The organism is Candidatus Pelagibacter bacterium nBUS_25 (genome assembly GCF_051200975.1).
GTDB lineage: Bacteria > Pseudomonadota > Alphaproteobacteria > Pelagibacterales > Pelagibacteraceae > Pelagibacter.
The window spans coordinates 804,724-829,320 of sequence record NZ_CP172846.1; the positions used below are offsets into that span (position 1 = coordinate 804,724).

The following is a 24,597-nucleotide window of genomic DNA, read 5'->3' on the forward strand; positions in this document are numbered from 1 at the left end:
TAAAAGAAGTAATCTAAAGAGACCATTTTAAAATGGTCTCTATATGATTTTTAATTAACGTTTTTTTATCTCTAGAATTATGGCTGGAAGAAATGTCGCTACCATAAAAGACAAAAACAATAGAGACTGTAAAACAAATGGAGAAAACATTTCCTTAGACATTAATAATCCCACAAGTAAACTTTTTGAAAAATCTGGGAATGGAAATAATAAAGAACCACCAATTAAACCAATGACTATTGCAAAATAGGCAGTTTTTTCATTTAAACGTTTATTGTAAAAACTGAAAAAAACGGTGTACACAAATGCACAACATAATAAATCAGCTAATAAAAATAAATACAAAATATCAAAACCCTTTGAAGCAATAAAAAATGAAACTAGAGATATAATTATAATAAAATATCTTGAAAGTTTTAAATAATCAGTTTTATTATTAAGATTAAATGTTGCTTTACCATCAACCACTAAAAGACTTGAAATTGCATTAACTAAAGTATCTACAGTTGAAATTGTAAGGGCTAGTCCAAGTATTATTATTAACAAAGATAAGGTTTGAGTTTGCTCTTTTAATAATAATGTAAAAAATCCTAAATCAGGTCTTTGACTTGGATCCACTGAAAAGGACACCATTCCAGTAAATCCCATAAAAAAAACTATAGGTATAATTATAAAAAAAGAAATTAATAAACTCTTTTTAAGAGTTTGATAATCTTTTGCAGCATAAACACGTTGCCAATTTCCTTGGTGAAATAAATTAGTTGCAGCTACTGCAATAAAAAAAGTTAATCCTGCTGTATAACTTGGGACATAAGAACTGCTAAGTAATTGAGGATTTTTTTGTTTTATAAATTCTAATGAATAACTGTTACCTGTATAGGATAAGATATAAGAAATTGAGATTAGCAACAAAAAAGTAATTACAATCATTTGAATGTTATCCGTAAATATTGATGCTCTTAAACCACCATACAAAGTGTAAGTAAGTGTCGCCATAAGTACAATTAATGCTGTAATCCATAGCTCAGTTCCTGATATATAATTTATCAGTACTGCAACAGCGGTAACTTCTGCACATAAGAATATAAACATATAAAATATAGTAATTAATAAAATTAGTTTAAATAAACTTTTTCCAAATTTTCTTCTCATAAATTCAATTAATGATGATCCTTTTGGAAACTCAGTTCTAATTTTTTTTCCTAAATAAATTAAAACAATCATTGGAAAAGCTGTACCGAGTGCATAACCAATAACAGCTCCTAGTCCACCCCACGTAGCAGCGGCTGCAGGACCAAATAAAATCCATGCTCCTAATGCAGAAGCAATTAGACTTGTCGTTAATGAAAACAAACCAATATTTCTATTTGCTGTGAGATAATTATTGATCCCTTTAAATTTTTTAGAATGATAAAGACCTAGTACTGTAAATAATAGGCTTATAACTATAACTAATGATAACGATGTTGATTGACTTATAAGATATGTTTTATCCATTGTTCTCCCTTTCTGAATTACCGGACAGGTTCTTAGGGTTTATTCTCAGTCTGTTAAGACACCCCTTTTAAAATTAATATTATATTTTAGTAATTATTGATAGTTTTTTTTAGAAAAAATGTTTCTCAATCAAATAATACAAAGTAAAAATGATTAATGATGAACAAATAATGATAAAAACTCTCTCTTGATTGCTCATTACTGTTGGCTTTTGTGATTCATTATCTCAATCATGCATTGAGTAGCATATTCTCGCCATTCAGATGAGCTTTTTGTTTTAAGATTATCTAAATGATCACGATTACTTTTGATATCATTTTGATGTTTAAGTTTATCAGCACCATTAAGATTTTCTTCCATACTTGATAGATTTGTTTCCATCGCTTTTATCCATTCATTACCAAGTTCAACACATTTCTTGTCATCTTTTTCATCACATATTTGTTTGAAAAAATTAAATATCACATCATCTGTTTTAATAGCGGTGTTCATTTTACTTATTACAAATACCAATTGAACCTGGACCGCAAGTTTCACCACCTGTCCATGTTGCACCAATCAAATTAGCGCCATCAAAGTTAGTATTGGTAATATTAGATGAAGTAAAATTAGCTTCCATTAAATTTGCATTTTGAAAATTTGCTTCAATTAAAGTTGCCCCCATAAAATCAACTCTTGTCAAATTGGAGCCGGCAAAATTAGTTTTTTCAAAATTTGCTCCAATAGAAATTGTTTCATAAAGATTTGCTCTAACGAAGGTAGACTCAGGAAAAGTTCCAAACGATAAATTCGAATTCATCATTATACTTTTATCAAAATTGACCTGAATAAAACTTGCAAAAGATAAATTTGAATTTGGAAGATAGCTTCCTTGTAAATCTTGTGCATCTGAAAATCTACAGTTTGAATAATCAACTCCGTCTGTCAAAGGATCGCCACACGCTGCATTACTATTTGTAAAAAAAAGTAAGCTTATTATGATTAAAAGAACTTTTTTCATAATTAATGTTAGCAAATTAAGATTAATTACACAAATATAAGAAAGTTAATTTTTATTATTGTTTTTTTTCCCAATTAAATCTTGGAAACGTCTCAAAAGCTCGAATAATGCTTTGTGACCAACTATCAGTAATTGAAGAATACTCAGGATCATTAATTTCAAACTTATTTTGATATATAGGTTGAATTAACCCTTTTTTATAAACAACAAAATCAATTGGAGGACCAACTCTCAAATCACTTTTAATAGTTGAGTCCATTGAAATTAGCGCACAACGAGCAGCATCACCAAGTGTAATATCAGGTTTTAAAACTCTATCCAAAATTGGTTTTCCATAATTAATTTCACCAATAATGAGATAAGGCCTGGCTTCAGACGGTCTAATATAGTTACCTTGAGGGTATACAAGATAAATTTCTGATTTTTGATTTTTAATCTGACCACCAACGATATAGGATGATCCTAATTGTAAAACCTCTTCATTAATTCCTTGGGGTGACGAATGTTTTACTGTTAAGGATCCAATATAATTTGCAACTTCCTCTAATGTTTCACATGTATTTAAGCTTGTATCAGGATTACTAACTTCCAAATCTTTTTTAATAGAGCCAAAAACTGCTTGTGATGTTGCTAAATTTCCTGAAGTAACAATTACTAAATTTCTATCACCTACTGCATAATTTAACATTTTGGTGTATACGTTGATGTTATCAAGTCCAGCATTCGTTCTTGAGTTTGAAGCAAAGACCATCCCTTCATTAACATTTATTCCTATACAATAAGTCATTTTGAATTACTTATTATATGAATTTGTCATTAAAAAGAACATTTTAATATTTAATTGTATTTTATTTTCATGTTTTTTTAATCTTTTTATGATTTAATTGCAAATGCCTAAAATTTCATGGGATAATTACAAAGCTAATAATGTTTTTGATGAATATTTAACATCAAAAAATAAATTAAGACCAGAAACCAAAAATATCTCAAATTTTATTGCCAAATATTCAAAACAGAAACTTTTAACAACAATTAAAAGTTCAGAAAACGCAATTAGTCAAAGAGGTATCACATTTAGAGTTTACTCAGAAAATAAGCCAGCCGATCATTACTGGCCACTTGATATTATTCCAAGAATTATTACAAAAAAAAATTGGTCTAAAGTTTCTAAAGGACTTATTCAAAGGGTAAAAGCTCTTAACTTGTTTATTCATGATGTCTATAACGAACAAAGAATTTTTAAAGAAAAAATCATCCCAAAAAAAGTGGTGTTTGACTCTGGAAATTTTAGAAAAGAATGTGTTGGGGTAAAACCACCTTTTAAAGTTTGGGCTAATATTTGTGGATCAGATCTTATAAGAGATATTGATGGTAATTTTTTAGTTCTAGAAGATAATTTAAGAGTTCCTTCTGGTGTTTCTTATATGCTTGAAAATAGAATGGTGATGAAAAGTGTTTTTCCTGAAATTTTTGCAAAACATAAAATAAGCCCTGTTGATGAATATTGTTCAAAACTTTATTCTTGTATGCGCTCTCTTTCAAAAAATAAAAATGATCCAAAATTAGCTATTCTTACACCAGGCATTTATAACTCAGCATATTTTGAACATGCATACCTTGCTCAACAAATGGGGGTCGAACTTGTTGAAGGGTCAGATCTGTTTGTTGAAAAAGATAAAGTATTTATGAAAACAGTCGGAGGCAAAGAACAATTACATTCACTTTACAGAAGAATTGATGATTTATTTTTAGATCCGAAAGTATTTGATAAAAAATCTATGATTGGTGTGCCTGGTATTTTTAAAGCTTGGAAAAAAGGTAATATTAGCATTCTTAATGCTCCAGGCTCGGGTGTTGCTGATGATAAGGCTGTTTATAGCTATGTTCCTAAAATGATTAAGTTTTATTTAAATGAAGAGCCACTAATAGAACAAGTAGAAACATTTTTATGTCATAATAAAAAACATAGAGATTATGTGATTGAAAATATTTCAAAACTAGTAGTAAAACCAGCAAATGAATCTGGTGGTTATGGAATTTTAATGGGTCCTAAAGCGTCAAAAAAAGAATTAAGTGAATATATTAAGAAAATTAAAAAGAACCCAAGAAATTATGTGGCTCAACCTCTTATAAATTTATCTACATCACCAACTTTAATTAACAACCAACTTGATCCAAGGCATATTGATTTAAGACCTTTTATCTTATCAGGATCAAATCATTACGTAACTCAAGGTGGTTTAACTAGAGTTGCTCTAAAAAAAGGAAGTATGATTGTAAATTCATCTCAAGGAGGTGGAAGTAAAGATACATGGATTATAGATAGTTAAATATGTTAAGTAGAAGAGCTAAATTAATTTTTTGGATGTCTCGTTATTTAGAGAGGTCAAATTTTACATCAAGATTACTTATTACAACTTGCGAGCTACAGCTTGATTTATCGCTCGAAAATGAAATTTCCTGGAAACCATTATTAACAGCAATGAGTCTTAATAAAGACTATTTAAAATTAAATAAGAAATATTCTGAAAAAAAAATAATTGAATTTTTTATTTCAAATAAAGAAAATAATTCATCAATTATTAATTCACTTAATTATTCTAAAGAAAATTCCTTAATTGTTAGAGATATTTTACCCGAACAATCGATTTTAAAGTTGAATGAACTACTTATCAAATTTAACAAAACTATTAACAGAAAAAACTCTAATAAAAAAAATCTAAAATTATTAAGTAACATAATTCAAGGATCACAAAATTTTATGTATTCAACAGACTTAGAAATGCAAAGAAATATTGATTATCAGTTTCTAGGATTAGGTCGTTTTATAGAAAGAACAGACATGTTAATTCGAATACTCCAATCACAAACATTAAGATCTAAACAACATAAAAAAGGATATGAGTATTTAACTTTAGAGTGGATTAATATCTTAAAATCAATTTCGGCATTTCAAGCTTATAGACAACATTCTAAAAAAGATATTTCTATATTAGATATTATTGAGTTTTTTTTAAAAACAAAAATTTTTCCAAGATCTATAAATTGGAATTTAAATCAAATTGAAAGAGCTATTTTTAGAATATCAAAAAAAAATGATCTGAAAAAAAATATAAAAGAAATTCAAAGAGATGTGAATAATTTTAAAATTAAATCAGATGATTTAGATAATTTTTTATTATTTTTAGAAAAAATACAAAAAAAAATTGTTAATCTAGATAATTTAGTTCAAAAAAAATATTTTTCTTAAAATAGAAAAACTAAGAGTTTAATTTTTCAATTTGTAATTCTGCATCTTTAATAGATTTGTCATAATCAAGAGCCATTTGGTCAGCACTAACCACATCAACCTTTTCAATTCCAAAAAAATTTAATATAAACTTTAACCAAGGTGTTAAGAAATCTTCTTTACTATTTAGCTTTGTTCCTCCTGATGTAATAACTAAATAAGCACGTTTATTTTTCAACAAACCCTCTCTTCTTCCATCAGGTTTAAATCTAAAAGTTTCACCAACTCTGGCAGCTAAATCAGACCAAGCTTTTAAAGTAGCAGGAGGACCATAATTATAAATTGGGGCTGAAATTATTATTATATCACTCTCTTTTAATTCACTAACCAACTTATCAGATAGTTTAAACATTTTTTTATGTTCTTCAGTTTGATCTTTTTCATCAATTTTCATTCCTGACTCTGTCAAACCACTGACAAAAAGCATCTCGTCATCTAAATCACGATAAATAACCTCATCACCAGGTTTTTTAATTTTATCCAACACTTTTTTTGCTAATGCTCTTGAAGAAGAACCCTTTTTCCTTGCACTGGAATCAATTTGATAGATTTTCATTAAATAATCTTAACCGAAATTTTGCATAAAAGGAAAAATTTTAATTATATAGAAACCAACAGCTTGCAATTGATTTGTTAAAATTAATATTCCTGTAATTAAAAGAATAATTCCACCAATTTTAGATATTAAATTTATGTTTTTCTTAAAATTTTTTGAAAATAATAGAAATTTTTGAATTAAATAACCTGATAAAACAAAAGGTATTGCAAGACCGATGGAGTAGAAGCTTAATAAAATAATAGCTTTCGACAAAGTTTCTTCAATAGAAGCTAAAGCTAATATTGATCCTAGAATTGGTCCAATACATGGTGTCCATCCAAAACCAAAAGCTAATCCTATTGTATAAGGAAATAAAATATTTTGTGATTTTTTTGCCTCAAATCTTTTCTCTAAATTCAGATATTCAATGTTAATTAGCCCAATCAATTGTAAAGAAAAAATTATTATTACAATTCCTGCAATTATTCTTAAAGTTTCAGAATTTTGCAAAAGTGTTTGACCTAAAAAAGATGCTGATGCTCCTAAAATGATAAATACGGTTGAAAAACCAAAACAAAATAAAATTAAAGGTAGTATATTTATTTTTTTTGATTTTAAAATTTCCTGTAATGACTGACCAGAGATAAAAGAAACATACCCAGGTATCAAAGGTAAAACACAAGGAGATAAAAAACTAATAAGTCCAGCTCCAAAAGCTATTAACAATTCAATCATTTATCCTGTATTTTTCATGGCCGCAGATATTCCAGCTATAGATGTCATTAACGCATCATCTAGAAATTTTTTATCTAATTTTTTATATTTTTTATTATTAAGTTTATTCATAACATTAGCCTGCAATATATTTAACATTTCTGTATAATTATTTCTTATAAATAATGCTTTTCTAAATTCTTTTCTCTCTTTAATTACTTCTTTTGGGGTAATTTTATTGTGTAATTCAACTAATGCTTTGAATTGAAATCTCAATTTTTTACCAATTCTTCTTAATGCTTTGTCTGCTAAATTATTTTCATAAATAATTGAAATCTCTGGGTCTACTTTTGAAATAACCATATCTAATATATCCATTGTTGAGATAAAATAGGGCCAGTTTTTTTCCATATCAGTTAATGTTTTGGAATATTTTTTAATTGATCCATATCTTAGTGCTTCAGTGGTTCCTAACCAAGCAGGTAACATTAATCGAATTTGAGTCCATGCAAAAACCCACGGGATAGCTCTTAGACCTTGAATATTATCAATATTTTTTCTTTTGGTAGGTCTTGATCCAATTGCAAGCTTACCAAGTGATTTGTGTGGAGTAACAGTTTTAAAATATCTAATAAAATCCTCACTTTGATTAAGGTTTTTTCTGTAAGCTGATGTTGAAATTTCTGACATTTTTTCAATTAGATTTCTCCAATTTTTTTTAGATTTTGGTGGAGGGTTTAATGAAGCATCCATTACAGCTCCTATATAACTACAAAGGTTATATTCTGCTAATGGCTTGTATCCGTACTTTTGTTGAATAACCTCTCCTTGATCAGTAATTCTAATTTTTCCATTAACAGTATTTGACGGTTGAGATTTTAGCGTTGCTTGAATGGGGCCACCACCTCTGCCTGCAGAACCGCCTCTACCATGAAAAAATACTAAGTCGATCTTGTATTTTTTTGCAAGGTTTCTAAGTTCTTCTTGAAGCTTATATTGATGCCAACTTGCAGATAATTTTCCTGCATCTTTACTAGAGTCTGAATAACCAATCATTACCTCTTGTTGGTTTTTAATAAGTTTTCGATACCATGGTAATTTAAAAAGGTTTTCCATTACACTTTTAGCATTTTTTAAATCATCCAAAGTTTCAAAAAGAGGTACAACTCTTAATAGTTCATTAGCTTGGGTTTGTTTTTGTAAAAAATAAACCGCTAAAATATCTGATGCCTTTGAAGTCATTGATATCACATAAGCACCGAGACATTGAGAAGGTTCATTTGATATTTGTTTAAAAGTATCCCAAACTTCTTTGTTTTCTTTATTTCTAATATTTAATTTTTTCAAAAAATATTTTTTTTGTTTAATTAAAGAATTAAGATAATTAATTTTTTTATCTTCACTAAAATCAGAAAAATTAATCTTAAATTTATTTTTTAATATTTCATTTAACAATTGGTCATGCCTAGATGACTCCTGTCTAATATCAAGTCTAGCTAAATTAATACCAAAGCATCTCACTCTTCTTATTAAATCTAACAAGTCAGAATTAGCTATATACTGTGAATTATTTGAATTTAATGACTCTCTTATATCTCTGAGTGGTTTTAAAATTTCGTTTTTATCTTTTAATAATTTACTTTCATCAAGTCGTTCATTTTTGTTTAAATGATTTTCAATTGCTTGATAAGTAGTCCTAATTTTATCTCTGATTGGTCTTAAATAAACCCTATAAGGTTCGAAAGTTTTGCCTGTTACTTTTCTAATTTTAGAAGAGCATTCTTTCATGGATAAATCTTGTATTAATTTAGTTAATTCTTTTTCATATAATTTTGCTGCTTGCCATCTAGAAAAAAGGATTGCTTTTTTTGTTACTTTAGCCGTGACATTTGGATTTCCATCTCTATCTCCCCCCATCCATGAACCAAATTGAATGGGATTAAAACCTCTTGGCAAATCTTTTTTTAAATTTTTTCTAAAGATATCATTTAGTCTTTTATAAACTTTAGGAATTGTGTCCCATAAGCTATCTTCTATAACAGCTAACCCCCATTTTGCTTCATCTAATGGAGATGGCTTTGATCTTTTGAGCTCATCTGTTTTCCATATTATTGTGATTTGGGTATAGATTTGTCTGTCTATCTCTATAATTTTTGTGGGATATCTTTTATATAAATGTCTTTGCTCCATTAAATCGATTAAATTTGCATATTTTTGAATCAATGTTCTTCTTTTAACTTCGGTTGGATGGGCAGTGAGAACAATGCCAATATTCAAATTTTTGGCTTGTTCATATACCTCATTATTAGAAATTTTTTTATTTTTAAAAAGCCCTTCAATTATGTCTTCAATAAATAAATTTTGATTTTTATTTTTAAAATAAGGATTGTTGTACTCATTAAGTTTTCTAGATGCATCAAGGGACTCAGCCAGATTCATTAAATTTAATATGTGTAAAAACGCTCTTGTAATTTTAAATGTTTGTTCAGGTGAAAATTTTTTAATTTTATTTGAAATCTTTAAAAAAACTTTATTCTTTTGTTTGTCCAATAACGTGTCTTTAGATAACAATCTAAGACTTTCTATTATTTTAAAAAATATTTCTCCTTCTTGATCCTTGATTACCTTACCAAGAATTGTACCTAAAAATCTAATATCCTCTCTTAAAAGTTTAGTTGGAATTCGTTCGTAATAAAGATCTCTTTTTTTCATTACTGAATATAAATTTTTTTTGTAAAATTCCTTTCATGTTAGTTTTTACACTAAAAAGGAATCCTGAGTATCTATATTTTAGCAAATCTGCTTTGCTCATACCTTTTGTGGCTGTAGTGATAAAAATTTCACTATTATTATGTCCTCCAAATGCACAATTTGTAATATTTTTTGCAGGCAAATTTATTTTATGTATTAATTTAGCATTTTTGTTAAATACCGAGACACAAGCACCATGAAAATGTGCAACCCAGAGATTTTTATATTTATCCAATGTCATGCCATCTGGAGAACCATCTTTTATTAAAAATCTCTTGAATATTTTTTTTCTAATAATGTTGTTCTTTTTATCAATTTTTATTTTATAGATTATTTTTTTTGAGCTATCAGTGTGGTAAAAATTATATTCATCAATAAATGCAGGCCCATTTGTAATTCTATAATTCTTATCCACTTTTATTAAATTCAAATTTTTATCTAATTTATAAAGTGAGCCTTTTTCAATTTTTCTTTCAAGATTGTCCATAGTACCAAACCATAAATTTCCTTTTGGATCAGTTTTACCATCATTAATTCTATTTAATTTTATATCTTTTTCTATTAAAATACTTTTAATAATTTTTTTGGTTTCAATATTTTGGATTCTTAATTCTCCCTGAAGACCTAAAATAAAAATATTACCTTTAACATGGGCCAAAAAACCAATTTCTTTATTAACTTTATATTTTTTCTTTTTGTTATTTTTTATATTTAAAGAAAAAAAAATTTTCTTTTTAATATCTACAAAATAAATTGAGTTGTGCTCTTTAACCCATAAGGTTCCTTCACCCAATTTACATCTTAACTTCCAAAGTACTTCAGGTACTGAAGTTTTAATTTTATTCATTAATTTCAAATTCTTTAATAAAGTCATTATTTGGTGTTACGCCAATACCAGCATTGTCTGTAACGGCAGCCAATCCATCATTTTGTTTTACTTGATCTAATATTGAAAAATCCTCAGTTGGTAAATCTGTAATAAAAATATTCTTTTCTGTAGTATCAAACTCCAGCATTGCTTTTGATGGAAATAATCCTCCTGGCATATCAGGTTGGGCTGTTAATAAATGCAAATTAACTGCAATACTTACTGCTGATCCCCATACATGATTTATAACAGGAATAAAATTAGCTTGTGCTAGCGCTGATATTTTTAAATATTCTGTGATTCCACCTAAACCACAAACCTCTGGCTGAGCTATATCTATGCATTTGTTTTTTATTAATTCATTCCAACCATATTTTGTAAATTCTGCTTCTCCTCCAGCAATATTAGTATTTATTTTATGTTTTAATTCTTTATATCCCTCATAATCTTCAGGAGCTACAGGCTCCTCAAACCAAAATATATCAAGTTCATCCAACCCTCTTCCAACATATAATGCATCGTTTAAATTATAGGCATGATTGGCATCAACCATTAACTTTAAATCTATACCAATTTCTTCTCTAACCGCTTGAACTAATTTCAAGTCATCTTTTGGACCCAGTCCAACTTTCATTTTCATTGCTTTAAAGTTTTTGGATTTGATTTGTTTTGCTTCTTCCTTGAAAAGCTCAATCAATTCATTAACTGATTTATTTTGCAACATCATTCCATAACCATATACTGGTATTTGGTTATTACATTTGCCACCAATTAATTGATAAAGTGGCATATTTGTTTTTTTTCCTAAAATATCCCATAGAGCGATATCAACACCTGATAAAGCTTGGATTGGCATTCCTTTTTGACCACTATCCCTAAGTAAATTATATACTTTTTGCCAAATAAACTCTTTATTCATTGGATTTTCCCCAATGATTAAAGGCTGAATAACTTTTTCAACTATAAACTTATTAGCTAAAGCAATATTACCAGGTCCAAAACATTCTCCCCAACCTGAAATTCCTTCATCGGTTTGAACTTCAACGAGGTGGGTAGTTCTATGTTTATAGTACTGCTGTGAATAACCTAGCTCTTTATCTAACTCATATTTAAGTACATGACTTTTAATAGAAGTTATTTTCACAATTTATTATAAAGCAACTACTTTCGAGTTTTGCTCACCTAAATTTTCTATTGATAGTTTCATTGTGTCTCCTGCTTTTAAAAACTGCTGAGGCTTCATTCCCATACCAACACCAGGGGGAGTTCCAGTAGTTATTATATCGCCAGGTTGTAAAGACATAAATTTGCTCACATAGGAAACAATTACATTTACATTAAATATCATTGTACTTGTGTTACCAGTTTGCATTCTATTGCTATTGACATCTAAACTCATTTTTAAATTATTAATGTCAGATATTTCATCTTTTGTAACAAGGTATGGTCCAATAGGCCCATAAGTATCATGAGATTTTCCTTTAACCCATTGACCCATTTTTTCTATTTGCCATTCTCTTTCACTTACATCATTAACTAAGCAATATCCTAAAATGTGATCTTGAGCTTTATCCTCTGAAATATGTTTTGCTTCTTTACCGATTATAATTCCAAGCTCAACTTCCCAATCTAATTTCTTTGATCCATTAACGATTTCAACATCATCGTTTGGACCAGCTATACAACTAGTTGCTTTCATAAACATTATAGGTTCAGATGGAACTTCCGCACCAGTTTCAGCAGCATGATCAGAATAATTAAGACCAATAGCTACAAATTTACCTGGTTTTGTTATGCATGAACCAACTCTTTCACTTGAAGATAGTTCCGGTAGTGATGACAAATCTACACTTTGTAGTTTTGAAATAGTGTCAAAGTTCACATGATCAGGATTTAAATCTTTTATGTGTGAACTAATATCCCTAATTTTACCTTCTTTATCTAATGCTGCTGGTTTTTCACTTCCTTTTTGCCCTACTCTTAATAATTTCATAATTTTCCTTTTTTTTATTAATTAAATTGAAATTCCACCATCCACTGAAATTGTTGTTCCAGTCGTAAATGTTGCATCATCACCTGCTAGATAAACAGCTACAGCAGCAATTTCTTCTGCTGTCCCTAATCTTCCCATAGGTTGTCTAGCTATAAAATCTTTTTTTGCTTGAACTGGATCTGGGCTTTGATTTACTCTGTCTTGCCACGATGGTGAAAATACTGTTCCAGGTGCAATTGAATTACATCTTATATTTTGTTTCACAAAGTCTGCTGCTATTGATTTAGTCAAACCAATAACCGCTCCTTTTGTAGTTCCATAAACAAATCTATTTGGAAATCCCTTTAAACTTGAAGCGCATGATGAAACGTTAATTATACTTCCACCATTTTGTTTAACCATTAAAGGCAAAATTGCTTTACACATTTGATACATAGATTTGACATTTACATCAAAAGAAAAATTCCAATCTTTATCATCACATTCAAGAATGCTACCATGATGAACAAATCCTACTGCATTAAATAAAACATCAACTTTATCCAAACTTTTTACAAATTCTAAAATCGCATTATTATTTGTTGAGTCAAGCGTTTGAACATTAATATTAGGATACTTTTTATTTAGATCAGTAAGGGTTTTATCGTTTAAATCTGTTGCGGTAACATTTGCTCCTTCATTATGAAATGCAATAGCAGTAGCTTTTCCAATTCCTTGACCTGCTGCAGTTACGACAATTTTTTTACCTTCTAATCTTCCACTCATTTTTTATTTATCCTTTCAATTTCTTTATATAGAGAACTATGATCTGTTTCTCCATGGCCATTTTCAACAAGAGTTTTATACATTTCTTTCACTAAATTTGAAATAGGTAAATGTGTGTTAAAACTATTTGCGCACTCTAAAATATTATTCATGTCTTTAAGATGAACTGAAGTTTTTCCTTTTGGAGTAAAATCTTTATCAATCATTCTTTTTCCATGTGTTTGTAGTATTTTACTATCAGCCCAACCACCAGATAACGCTTTAATCATTTTATTTGGATTTGCTCCTGCTTTTTCACAAAGAGTTACAGCCTCTGCAACCGCTCCTATAGTTAGACCAACAATAACTTGATTTGCTAATTTGGAAACTTGTCCACTTCCTGAAGGTCCAACTAACGTTGGATTACCCATAGTTTTAAAAACTTCAATTGCCTCATCAAAAACAATTTGCTCACCACCCACCATAATTGCTAATGAAGCTTCTTCTGCACCAATAGTTCCACCTGACACAGGGGCATCTAAATAATTTATATTTTTTGATTTTAAGTTATTATAATGTTTTGTTGCAGTAGTTGGTTTTACCGAGCTCATATCAATGACTGTTGAGCCTGACTTTAAATTATCTAAAAAATTGGAATTACTCATGACGTCATCTATTGCTGTGTCATCAGTTAACATTGTGATTACAATATCACTATCGTTTACAACGTCATTAATAGTTGATGCGATTTCTGCACCTAACTCTTTTAGTGGTTCTGTTTTATTTATTGATCTATTAAATGCCTTTAAATTATATCCAGCTTTAAGTATATTTTGAGCCATTGGTAGACCCATTAGGCCTATACCTATAAAACCGATCTTTTTCATTATTTGGGCTTAAACTCGTGGAAATTTTGCGTAGTAAATTCAGGAAAGAACATTACACACGCTAAAACAATTAGTTGAATTAAAATGAATGGACCAAATCCTCTAAAAATATCTGTCAATGATATGTGTGGAGGAGTAACTGATTTTAAATAAAAAGCTGCAGGACCAAATGGTGGGCTTAAAAATGAAACTTGCATATTTACACAAAATAAAATCCCGAACCAAATAGGATCAAAACCAAGAGCTAAAACTATTGGCAAAAATACAGGCATTGCTAATAAAACAATTCCAACCCAATCCATAAACGCACCTAATATTAAGAACATTATTTGCATCATAAAAATTAAATACATTGGTTTTAAATCATAACCTAAAATTAACTCAGCAACGTATGTTGGGCCACCTGCTAACGAGTAAGCTCCAGCTAAAGTTGTTGCACCAAATGTAATTGTTAAAATTGTTCCAGATGCTTTAAAAGTTCTAACTAAGGCATCTCTAAATAAAAACCATGTTAATTCTTTTCTAAAGAAAATTATAATCAATGTAGCAACAACACCCATGCCTGCTGCTTCAGTAATTCCAGTGATACCAGAATAAATTGAACCCAAAACAATTACCACTATAGCAATTGGAGGAAGCAGACCTGGAAGGTATGACATCTTTTCTTTAAAAGTTAAAGCTGGTTCATCACTTATCGGCGCAAGATGAGGCTGAAGTCTTGTTCTAACAAGAATGTAAGTAATAATTAAACCTGAAATCATTAATCCAGGAACTATCGCTTCTTGAAACAACATTGTAATAGAAGTTTGAGTTGTTAATCCATAAATGATTAAAACAATGGATGGTGGTATCATTGTTCCTAAAGATCCAGATGCACAAATAATACCAATGGACATATCTTGATCATATTTAAGTCTCAACATTTGAGGAAGCGCAATCAATCCTAATAAAACTATTTCTCCTCCAATAATTCCACTCATAGCTGCCATGATTGTTGCCATTATTGCTGTTACAACACCTACTCCACCTCTAGTTTTTCTAAGCCAAGCATTTAAAGCATCATAAAGGTCTCTCGCTATGTTCGAGCGTTCAAGTAAGGAAGCCATAAATATAAATAAAGGAACAGATAAAAATGAATAAGTTACTACAAGCGAATAATATCTTGAAAGTAAAATTCCAAGTGCATGCTCACCAATATTTGCAAATACCACTACGGCAGCCATAAAACCAGAGGCAAAGCCAAGTGGAACACCTATTGAGATAAGTGCAAGTAAACCAAATATTACTATTAATGAAAGTGCTCCTATTTCCATATTATTTCAAATCTTTAGATGGGTTGTATTGTTTTTCTTTTGGGTTTTTCCAATCCACTATTAAGTTATTTACTGATTGAACCGCAATAAGAAACACACAAATCAGTGTAAGTGGTTTCATGGTAGCAGGTATAGGAGGATCCCAAAAAGTTGCAAATCTTTCCCATGTTACAAATGATCTATGCGCGTCTTCCCAACCTCCATAAATGACAGCAGCAGCAAATATGACTATTACTAATGTGCTTATTAAATCAAAAATCCTTTGAGTTGGTCTTTCTACATAATCATAAAGCATCACAATTCTAATATGACTTCTAAGTCTTGTTGCATAGATCCCACCAACTAAGTAAATAACCCCTGCTAACCACAAGCATAGTTCATTTACCCACATAGTTGGTTTTTCCATAATATATCTCATAAAAATTTCGTACATCATCACAATTACAATGACTGGTATTAAATATTTAATTGTATGACTTATGAATAAAGTAATTCTATCTATCCAATTGATTGGAAAGTCATCTTTGCTTGCAACTTTTTCTGTTTGTTCTTGTAAGGACTTATCAAGCATAATTTTTTAAATTTTGAAAAAGAAGGGCCCTTTCAGGCCCTTCAAGATTTTTCTGTATGCCTATAATTATAGGATACCGTTAGCTTTCATGTAAGCTTTGTGCATTTCTATAAGTTGAGCAGCCTCAGGAGATTTTGTCTTCCAAGTTTCCCAAGCTTTTAATGCAGATGCTCTGAACTTAGCTCTCTCTGATGGAGCCCAGTCATGAAGAGTAACACCCATACCTGCTAATTGTTTAACAGCTTCAGCATTTTTTCTCTCAACTAAGCTAGTGATAGTTCTACCGGCAATTTCTATTCCGGCTTTCATAGCACCTCTTTCATGAGCTTTTAACTTTTTCCAAACTTTAGAATTACAAGCTAAGTGGTCAGCTGGCATAGAGTGGAAACCAGGATATGTAGCATATTTATTTTGCTCATAGTGTCCACCTGCAGTGTTAGTTGCTAAACTAGAATAGTCAGCACCATCAATTAGACCGGTTTGTAAAGCAGTTGGAACTTCACCAAAATCCATTACGATTGGTTTAGCACCTAACTCAGCAAAGATCATACTTTCCATTCCTGGAGGTGATCTAAATTTAAAGTCTTTAATAGATGCAACATCTGGAATTGGAACACTTGAAATAAGTGACTCATGTCCAGGTATCCACCAACCAATAAGTGTCATTCCATACTTATTGTATAGTGCATCAACCGCATCTTGAGCACCAGGGTACTTTAAGAAATCATATTGTTGATAAGGGTTATCGTATCCACCCATTACATCACCTGCAAATTGAAACGCAGCATTTTTACCAGTTTGGTAACCAGCACCCGTCATATCACAGTCAATAATTCCAGTTTGTGCAGAGTTAAATACTTCTGCAGATTTTCCTGAAACTGATGATGAATAAAACATTTCTACTTTTAAGCTTCCGCCAGAAAACATTTCTACGTTTTTAGCGAATTGAGCTGCAACTTCACCATTTGGCGAATTAGCAGTAAAGTGAGTTTCAATCTTTAGTGTTTTTGCATTTGCAGAAACAAATAAAGCAACTGAAACAACAGCTACCGCAGCTATAGTTTTTGATATTAATTTTAACATTATCTTCCTCTCGGTTATGTTTCTAATAATAGGACTAAATCATATTTAATTAAAAATTACAAATTAATCAAAATAATTTGTGTATAGAAATTATATATATTTATTAAATAAACAACTTTAAGTTGTGTTAGACTACTTCTGAGATCAGTGGCTTATTTTCAAAGAAACAAAAAATATTATCAACTGCCATCATGCTCATTGCTAAACGAGTTTCATGAGTAGCACTACCAACATGAGGTAACACAAAACAATTATCTAGCTTCATGTATCTTGCATCTAAATTAGGTTCATTATTAAAAACATCCAAGCCAGCAGCATAAATTTTATTGTTCTGTAGAGCCTCTATTAAAGCATCATCATCAATAGTTGAGCCTCTTGAAGTATTAATCACTACAGCATGCTTTGGTAGCAAATTAATTGTTGCTTTATTTAAAATATGTTTGGTCTCAGCTGTTGCTGGTGTATGAATACTGACAAAATCACATTCAGGCATCATAGATTCTATATCTGAAAAATATTTTGCTCCATCTTCTAGATCAGAAGAAAGTTTGTTTCTATTATAATAAATAATTTTCATTCCAAACGCCTTGGCGCACTTTGCAGTCATTCTTCCTATTCGACCCATTCCAATTATACCAAGTGTTTTTCCTGTAACTGAATTTCCTATCATAAATTTTGTTAAATCAGGTTTTTGATCTTTCCATGTTCCAGATCTTACTAAATTATATGCTTCACCAATTCTTCTTGAAGCAGCTAAAATTAAAAGAATTGTTGTTTCAGCAACAGCTTCGTTTAATACATTTGGAGTATTGGTAACTTTAATACTTTTATCCTCAGCAGATTTAATCGAAATATTATCATAACCTACTCCCACCTGAGCAATAATTTTTAACTTTCCATTTAAATCTTTAAAAAACTCTTCTCCAATTTTATCAAAACCAGTTGATATAAATCCATCATACTCATTAGCCATCTTAATAAGTTCATTGTTTGGAATTGGTTCATCTTTTGGATTAAGCGTTACATCAAAATTTTTTTTTAATTTTTCTTCAGCTGTATCTGATAATTTTCTTGTAACTAATATTTTTGGTTTCATATTAATGTGAGTTTCTTGGTGTGCCTTTTTTAGTAGCAATATCTAGATATAGAGATCTGGATTTAATGCAAGCACCATCTTCAAGTTGCCCAACTGTATTTCTAAAAATTTCTTGCCATGGAGTTTGGTTGTCAATTTTAAGAAGTTTCTTTTTCTTTCTTCTTATTTTAAATTCAGCTTGAGAAATTAATAAATCAACTCTTCTTTTATTTAAATCTATAGTAATCTTGTCTCCAGTTTTAACTATCGCTAAATCACCCCCTACAGCAGATTCTGGTGAAACATGAAGGATAGATGGGCTTTCTGAAGTACCACTTTGCCTTCCGTCTCCAAGCGTCGGTAATGCATTAATCCCTTTTTTTAGTAACTTATCTGGTGGTTGCATATTAACAACTTCTGCAGCACCAGGATAACCAACTGGTCCACAGCCTCTAATTATTAAAATTGATTTTTCATCTATCTTTAATTTTTTACTATTTATTCTTTTGTGATAATCCTCTGGTCCTTCAAACACTACTGCTTTACCTGTAAAAACATTTGGTTTTTTAGGGTCTGATAAAAATCTTTCTCTAAATTCTTGGCTAATTACCGAAGTTTTCATTACAGCTGTAGAAAAAAAATTACTTTTCATAACCAAAAATCCTGCTTTTTCTGTTAAGCATTCTTTGAAAGTTTTGATTACACTTCTGTCAACATCTATTTTTCTTTTTAAATTTTGACCAACATTTTTTCCTGATACCGTCATTATATTGGTATGAATTTTTTTATGTTTCATCAATTCTTTCATAACAGCAGGAATTCCACCAGCTCTATAAAAACTTTCCATTAAATATTCACCAGCTGGCTGACAATTGGCAAGCAATGGAATTGCATGTCCTAATTTTTGCCAATTAGATAAATCAAATTTAATTCCCATATGTTTTGCAATAGCAATTAAATGCGTTGTACAATTACTTGATGCACCTATTGCACTCGCAACCACCACTGCATTTTCAAATGCTTTACGTGTCATAATTTTTGATGGTTTTAAATCTTCATGAACCATACCAACAATTCTTTTTCCAGTTTCAAAAGAAATTTGTTCTCTTTCTCTGTAAGGTGCAGGTATAACTGCACATCCTGTTAAAGACATTCCTAAAGCTTCGGCAACTGAATTCATAGAAGAAGCTGTTCCCATTGTATTGCAATGACCTATGCTTGGAGCAGAAGCAGATACCATATCCATAAACTCATCATAATTAATTTTTCCTTTTGACAACAATCTTCTTGCTTCCCATATAACAGTCCCTGATCCAGATAACTTACCTTTGTAAACACCATCTAACATTGGTCCACCTGATAAAACAATTGCTGGAATGTTTACAGTTGCTGCTGCCATTAAAGCTGCTGGAGTAGTCTTGTCACAACCTGTTGTTAAAATTACTCCATCTATTGGATATCCATAAAGCACCTCAACCAAAGAAAGATAAGATAAATTTCTATCTAACATTGCAGTTGGTCTTTTTCCCGTTTCTTGAATTGGATGTGTAGGAAATTCCATTGGAATACCGCCTGCTCTTCTTATTCCATCCTTTATTCTTTTACTTAAAGACTGAAAATGTCTATTGCATGGTGTTAAATCACTTCCCGATTGAGCTATACCAATGATAGGATTGCCTGATTGAAGCTCCTTTCTTGTTAAACCATAATTGAGATAACGCTCTAGATATATAGCAGTTTGCTCAGGATCTTTTGGGTTATCAAACCACTGCTGACTTCTTAAATTCTTTTTTTTCATAGTAACAATGTAATAAAATTATTATGGCTTGTTTAAAGTAATATTTATATAATAAAACTGTGAATAATCTAATAGTTTTAAACCAAAATGACAATGTTGGTGTAAGTCAATTTATAATTCCTGAAAAAACTAAAATAGAAGGGCATGATATTAGCACAATAGATCCAATTCCATTTGGTCACAAAGTTTGCTTAAAATCTATAAATAAAGGTGACCCAATAATAAAATATGATCAAATAATCGGTTTTGCTTTAGACAACATAAGACCGGGTGAGCATGTTCATTCACATAATCTAGAATTTAGAGAATTTAAGAGAGATTTTAAAGTAACTAATAAAAAGAATATTATTAATGAAAAAGCAGATACTTTTTTTAATGGCATCTTAAGAGATAATGGTGATGTAGCCACTAGAAATTATATTGGAATTGTAAGTACTGTTAATTGTTCTGCAACAGTGACTAAAATGATTGTAGAAAGAATTAAATATTCCAACATTTTAAAAGATTATCCAAACATTGATGGCATAGTTCCTATTACTCATTCAACTGGATGTGGAATGAATATAGAAAGTGAAGGTATGCAAATCTTTCAAAGAACAATTGATGGATTTAAAAATCATCCAAACTTTTCACATGTTTTTGTAATAGGTTTAGGATGTGAGTGTGCCAAAGTAAGTTTGTTTGATGAGTCATTAAAAAAACATAACAGAATTCACTTCTTAACTATTCAAGATGAAGGTGGGACAAAAAAGATCGTAGAAAAAGTATTATCTCAAATTAAAAATTTGCTGACTGAAGCAAATAAAGTTGAAAGAACATCTCAATCAGTAAATCATTTAACGCTCGCTTTGCAATGTGGAGGATCTGATGGATATTCGGGAATTACTGCAAATCCTGCACTAGGTGTTGCTGCAGATCTTTTAGTTAAAAAAGGTGGGAGCTCAATATTATCTGAAACACCTGAAATATATGGAGCTGAACACTTGCTGATTAATAGAGCTAACTCACAGGAGACAGCAGACAAATTAATAAAAAGAATTGAATGGTGGAAAAATTATACCTCAATTAATAATAGTTCGATGGATAACAATCCTTCGCCAGGAAATAAAAAAGGAGGTTTGACTACAATTTTAGAAAAATCTTTAGGAGCAGTTGCTAAAGGAGGCAACTCCATACTTCAAGATGTTTTGATGTATGCAGAGCCTCTAATAAATAGAGGTTTTAACTTTATGGATTCTCCTGGCTATGATCCTGTATCAGTAACAGGTCAAGTAGCATCAGGAGCAAATGTAATTTGTTTTACAACAGGTAGAGGTTCATGTTTTGGATGTAAACCAGTTCCAAGTTTAAAACTGTCAACTAATTCAACCATGTATGAAAAGATGTCAGAAGATATGGACATTAACTGTGGAACAATTGCTGAAGGTGAAGAAAAAATAGAAGAAGTAGGACAAAAAATATTTGAATTAATAGTAAACACAGCATCAGGAAATAAATCAAAAAGTGAGATCAACGGCTACGGTGACGAGGAATTTAATCCTTGGCAAGTAGGCGTGGTAATGTAATAGAGAACTTCATTGTGCCTCAACAAAACCCTTTATTTAACGTAATTTTATTAGCTGCTGGTGGATTTTTTATGTTTGTTTGTATGGATTCTACAGCAAAATATTTAGGTACCGTGATGCCTGTTACTCAAGCAATTTGGGGAAGATTTTTTTTTCACTTAGTGTCTCTAATTATATTTTTTTTAATTTTTAAACCAAAAGTAAATTTAAAAAAAAATTTTAAACTTCAAATAATAAGATCCTTATTGATGGTGACTGCCACAACATTCATGTTTTATTCTTTACAGAAATTTGACTTAGTAGATATATACGTTGTTTTCTTTTCTGCACCTTTAATAGTTTCGTTACTATCTGCATATTTTTTAAAAGATATCTTATCTTTTAAGGGAATAATATTAATGCTTCTAAGTTTTGGTTCGATTATCTACTCATTAGGACCAAGTATGAAAATATTTAGTTTAGACTTAATTTTTCCTATTGTGCCTCCGATTTGCTGGGCTCTTTATCAATTTTTTACAAAAGTTGTATCTTCTGATAACGAACCTTTTGCATCAATTTTTTATACATCAATTTTAGGAGCAATTATTTTTAGTATTTTTATATCTTTTAATTGGGTGCCTTTAGAAAAAAATATTTATTGGCTTTATTTAGTATTACTGGGTACCGCAGGATTTGTAAGTCATTCATTAATAATTTATGCAATACAATTATCTAACTTATCATTTGTTACAAATTTTCAATATTCACAATTAATTTGGTCTACAATTATAAATTTCCTTATTTTTGGTGTACCTTTTGACTATAATAAAATTGTAGGTGTAATTGGAATTATTATATTTGGTCTGTTATTTATTCGTACAGAAGGCGACAAGGTTAAGGTTAAAGTCTAATTTTTTTTCCAAACTTTGCACTTTTTGTAATTGCTGCAAAAATTTTAAGTGAAACTAAGCCATCATAACCATTAACTTTTGGTTGAGTCTTTTTACTTACCACATCAGCAAAATGGTTTATTTGGTTAATAAGTGTATTATCATCTTTTTTATTAATATCTTCTTTTACTAATATATTTTTCCACCAACTTCTTTCTTTTTTGTAAAACCAATTTTTTAAATTTGGGAATTGTAAAGATCCTTTAGTTCCACCAATCATATAAGCTGACTGATTAGTTATTGGATAGACAGGATTTTCACCTGCAGTTAGTTCATAGCTCCATGGAGCAACAATAGTATCAGAAATATTAAGAGTGCATAATGCACCAGATTTAAAAACTAAATTAACTGTTGCTGTATCTTCTACTTTAAACTTTCTATTTTTATTTGTGGTAAAGGCTTGAACATATTGAATTGGACCCAATAAATAACAAATCATATCAATATCATGGACAAGATTAATCCCTAAAGGACCTCCACCTTTACTTGTTCTCCATTTTTCTTTGTAATATTCTTTATGTTTATAAAGCCAGCACAAAACATTTGCAGATACAATTTTGCCCAATTTTCCAGAAGAAATAATGTCTTTTACTTTAGATACAATTGAATTGTGTCTTCGATGATATCCTATCAATAAAGGTGTTTTGTTCTTTTTTGAACTATCAATAATCTTCTTGGCAGATTTAATATTATCTGAGATTGGTTTTTCTAACAAAACAGGTATTTTTTTTTTCAAGAAACTCACTGTATGTTTTTCATGTAGTTGATTAGGTGTTGAAACAATTACGGCATCTAAATTTTTAGATTTTAAAACTTCTTCAACATTAGCGTAAAGAGGAATTTTAAATCTTTTAGATAGGTTGGTTGCGTTTTTACTAATATCAACAATTGAGTGCAGTTTTGCTTTTTTTGATTTTGATATAGCTTTAATATGCTGAAGACCCATTAAACCAGTACCGACAATAGATATATTAATTTTTTTTTTCATGTTCTTAACTAACTTTAATTTTTGTAAAATGTTTATACAGTTTATTTGGTTTTATTAAAGTACTTGGAAAATTTTTTCTATTTGGAGTATCTGGATAATATTGAGTCTCAAGACAAATCCCCTGGTAAGGAAATAATTTTTTTTTATATTTAAGACTTTGACTTGTGTATAGTTGGACACCAGGTAAACTTGAATAAATATCAAGTTTAATTTTACTATAATCATTTTTTAATGATGCTACGAAATTATTATGGTTTTTATTAACACAAAATGTCAAATCAAAACCAGACTGATTAATTGTATTAGAAATTTTTTTAATAGTATTGTTAGTAATTAATTTAATTTTCTCCCCCAAATTTTCATAATATTTAAAATTATTAATTGTATTCTTGGTTCTCTTTATTTTTCCAGTCGGTATCAATTTTTTATTTACTACTAGATATTTATCTGAGTTTATTTTTAATTTATGATTAAAAATATTATCATTTTTTTTATAATTAAGATTCCAGTAACTATGATTAGTTAAATTAACATGTGTAAATTGATCTGAGATATATTCATATCTGATATTTAGAATTTTATCGTTAAGTTCGTATATACATTTGATATCTAAATTACCTGGAAATCCTTGATCTAAATGTTTGGATTTAAGCTGATAAACAATCTTGTTTTTAGTTTGATTAATTTTTTTCCAAACAAATCTATCAAAACCCTTCTTCCCTCCATGAAGAGTATTAATTCCTTCATTTTTATTTAAATAATATTTTTGTTTATCAATTTGAAACTTTGAACCAGCAATTCTACCTGCAAATCTTCCACATGTTGCTCCTACATACAAGCTTTTGTATTTGTAACCACTTATTGAGCCTAAATTTAAAATTAAATTAGTTTTTTTTTTCTTATGAAAAACTTCATAAACAGTAGCGCCAAGATTGATTGTTTTTACTCTTAAAAATTTATTTTCAATGACAGAACTTTTTATTTTCACTCAGCT

General features: G+C 29.7%; 23 protein-coding genes. 4 read left to right on the forward strand and 19 right to left on the reverse strand.

All coding sequences use genetic code 11. From position 1 onward, the window contains the following. Nucleotides 1-54: 54 nt before the first annotated feature. From ACIJYH_RS04325 to ACIJYH_RS04340, 4 genes are all read right to left on the reverse strand, one after another. Complete coding sequence (locus ACIJYH_RS04325; RefSeq protein WP_435162449.1) at nucleotides 55-1,497, reverse strand: sodium:solute symporter family transporter; 1,443 nt, start codon at nucleotides 1,495-1,497, stop codon at nucleotides 55-57. Between the two features lie 198 nt (nucleotides 1,498-1,695). Beyond that, nucleotides 1,696-1,989: a hypothetical protein gene (locus ACIJYH_RS04330; RefSeq protein ID WP_435162450.1), complete on the reverse strand. Its 294-nt coding sequence runs from the start codon at nucleotides 1,987-1,989 to the stop codon at nucleotides 1,696-1,698. Nucleotide 1,990: 1 nt separating this feature from the next. Further along, nucleotides 1,991-2,497 (reverse strand): pentapeptide repeat-containing protein, encoded by a 507-nt coding sequence (locus ACIJYH_RS04335; protein WP_435162451.1) that lies wholly within the window; start codon nucleotides 2,495-2,497, stop codon nucleotides 1,991-1,993. Nucleotides 2,498-2,552: 55 nt separating this feature from the next. Beyond that, nucleotides 2,553-3,284 (reverse strand): 20S proteasome subunit A/B, encoded by a 732-nt coding sequence (locus ACIJYH_RS04340; protein ID WP_435087470.1) that lies wholly within the window; start codon nucleotides 3,282-3,284, stop codon nucleotides 2,553-2,555. A 103-nt stretch (nucleotides 3,285-3,387) separates the two neighbouring features. On the opposite strand from ACIJYH_RS04340, the gene ACIJYH_RS04345 reads away from it, so the two are divergent. Beyond that, a complete protein-coding gene (locus ACIJYH_RS04345; RefSeq protein ID WP_435162452.1) occupies nucleotides 3,388-4,827 on the forward strand; it encodes a circularly permuted type 2 ATP-grasp protein in 1,440 nt (479 codons plus the stop codon). Nucleotides 4,828-4,829: 2 nt separating this feature from the next. Continuing rightward, nucleotides 4,830-5,747: an alpha-E domain-containing protein gene (locus tag ACIJYH_RS04350; protein ID WP_435162453.1), complete on the forward strand. Its 918-nt coding sequence runs from the start codon at nucleotides 4,830-4,832 to the stop codon at nucleotides 5,745-5,747. A gap of 10 nt (nucleotides 5,748-5,757) precedes the next feature. Here ACIJYH_RS04350 and ACIJYH_RS04355 read toward each other — a convergent pair whose 3' ends face one another. The 13 genes from ACIJYH_RS04355 to ACIJYH_RS04415 all read right to left on the reverse strand — a co-directional run bounded on the left by ACIJYH_RS04355 (nucleotide 5,758) and on the right by ACIJYH_RS04415 (nucleotide 20,121). After that, nucleotides 5,758-6,342: an FMN-dependent NADH-azoreductase gene (locus tag ACIJYH_RS04355; RefSeq protein ID WP_435095463.1), complete on the reverse strand. Its 585-nt coding sequence runs from the start codon at nucleotides 6,340-6,342 to the stop codon at nucleotides 5,758-5,760. Nucleotides 6,343-6,351: 9 nt separating this feature from the next. Continuing rightward, nucleotides 6,352-7,059 (reverse strand): cytochrome c biogenesis CcdA family protein, encoded by a 708-nt coding sequence (locus ACIJYH_RS04360; RefSeq protein WP_435162454.1) that lies wholly within the window; start codon nucleotides 7,057-7,059, stop codon nucleotides 6,352-6,354. After that, complete coding sequence (gene ppc / locus ACIJYH_RS04365; protein WP_435162455.1) at nucleotides 7,060-9,750, reverse strand: phosphoenolpyruvate carboxylase; 2,691 nt, start codon at nucleotides 9,748-9,750, stop codon at nucleotides 7,060-7,062. After that, on the reverse strand, nucleotides 9,710-10,636 hold the full coding sequence (locus tag ACIJYH_RS04370; RefSeq protein ID WP_435162456.1) for an SMP-30/gluconolactonase/LRE family protein: 927 nt from the start codon (nucleotides 10,634-10,636) through the stop codon (nucleotides 9,710-9,712). Before ACIJYH_RS04370 ends, ppc begins: the two co-directional genes overlap by 41 nt. Continuing rightward, nucleotides 10,629-11,801, reverse strand: a complete 1,173-nt coding sequence (locus tag ACIJYH_RS04375; protein WP_435162457.1) for a mandelate racemase/muconate lactonizing enzyme family protein — start codon at nucleotides 11,799-11,801, stop codon at nucleotides 10,629-10,631. The genes ACIJYH_RS04370 and ACIJYH_RS04375 overlap by 8 nt, the downstream gene beginning before the upstream one ends. A gap of 6 nt (nucleotides 11,802-11,807) precedes the next feature. Beyond that, on the reverse strand, nucleotides 11,808-12,650 hold the full coding sequence (locus ACIJYH_RS04380; protein ID WP_435087482.1) for a fumarylacetoacetate hydrolase family protein: 843 nt from the start codon (nucleotides 12,648-12,650) through the stop codon (nucleotides 11,808-11,810). A gap of 21 nt (nucleotides 12,651-12,671) precedes the next feature. Further along, a complete protein-coding gene (locus tag ACIJYH_RS04385; protein WP_435162458.1) occupies nucleotides 12,672-13,415 on the reverse strand; it encodes an SDR family oxidoreductase in 744 nt (247 codons plus the stop codon). Next, on the reverse strand, nucleotides 13,412-14,281 hold the full coding sequence (locus ACIJYH_RS04390; protein WP_435162459.1) for an NAD(P)-dependent oxidoreductase: 870 nt from the start codon (nucleotides 14,279-14,281) through the stop codon (nucleotides 13,412-13,414). Before ACIJYH_RS04390 ends, ACIJYH_RS04385 begins: the two co-directional genes overlap by 4 nt. Next, nucleotides 14,281-15,594, reverse strand: coding sequence for a TRAP transporter large permease (locus ACIJYH_RS04395; RefSeq protein WP_435087487.1), 1,314 nt, complete (start codon nucleotides 15,592-15,594; stop codon nucleotides 14,281-14,283). Before ACIJYH_RS04395 ends, ACIJYH_RS04390 begins: the two co-directional genes overlap by 1 nt. Nucleotide 15,595: 1 nt before the next feature. Then, the gene (locus ACIJYH_RS04400; protein ID WP_435162460.1) at nucleotides 15,596-16,165 is read right to left on the reverse strand and encodes a TRAP transporter small permease subunit; all 570 of its coding nucleotides are present in this window, start codon (nucleotides 16,163-16,165) and stop codon (nucleotides 15,596-15,598) included. Between the two features lie 66 nt (nucleotides 16,166-16,231). Further along, nucleotides 16,232-17,248, reverse strand: coding sequence for a TRAP transporter substrate-binding protein DctP (gene dctP, locus ACIJYH_RS04405; protein ID WP_435162461.1), 1,017 nt, complete (start codon nucleotides 17,246-17,248; stop codon nucleotides 16,232-16,234). A 127-nt stretch (nucleotides 17,249-17,375) separates the two neighbouring features. Beyond that, entirely contained in the window at nucleotides 17,376-18,344 is a 969-nt protein-coding gene (locus ACIJYH_RS04410) for a 2-hydroxyacid dehydrogenase (RefSeq protein WP_435162462.1), read from the reverse strand. 1 nt (nucleotide 18,345) lies between these two features. Next, on the reverse strand, nucleotides 18,346-20,121 hold the full coding sequence (locus ACIJYH_RS04415; RefSeq protein ID WP_435162463.1) for an IlvD/Edd family dehydratase: 1,776 nt from the start codon (nucleotides 20,119-20,121) through the stop codon (nucleotides 18,346-18,348). A 59-nt stretch (nucleotides 20,122-20,180) separates the two neighbouring features. Here ACIJYH_RS04415 and ACIJYH_RS04420 point away from each other — a divergent pair, with 59 nt between their 5' ends. Then, nucleotides 20,181-21,686, forward strand: a complete 1,506-nt coding sequence (locus ACIJYH_RS04420) for a UxaA family hydrolase (protein WP_435162464.1) — start codon at nucleotides 20,181-20,183, stop codon at nucleotides 21,684-21,686. Between the two features lie 14 nt (nucleotides 21,687-21,700). Further along, nucleotides 21,701-22,576: a DMT family transporter gene (locus tag ACIJYH_RS04425; protein ID WP_435162465.1), complete on the forward strand. Its 876-nt coding sequence runs from the start codon at nucleotides 21,701-21,703 to the stop codon at nucleotides 22,574-22,576. Here the strand turns inward: ACIJYH_RS04425 and ACIJYH_RS04430 are convergent. After that, complete coding sequence (locus ACIJYH_RS04430; RefSeq protein WP_435162466.1) at nucleotides 22,566-23,603, reverse strand: Gfo/Idh/MocA family protein; 1,038 nt, start codon at nucleotides 23,601-23,603, stop codon at nucleotides 22,566-22,568. The two genes, ACIJYH_RS04425 and ACIJYH_RS04430, sit on opposite strands and share 11 nt — an antisense overlap. 4 nt (nucleotides 23,604-23,607) lie before the next feature. Next, nucleotides 23,608-24,591, reverse strand: coding sequence for an aldose epimerase family protein (locus ACIJYH_RS04435; RefSeq protein ID WP_435162467.1), 984 nt, complete (start codon nucleotides 24,589-24,591; stop codon nucleotides 23,608-23,610). Nucleotides 24,592-24,597 lie beyond the last annotated feature (6 nt).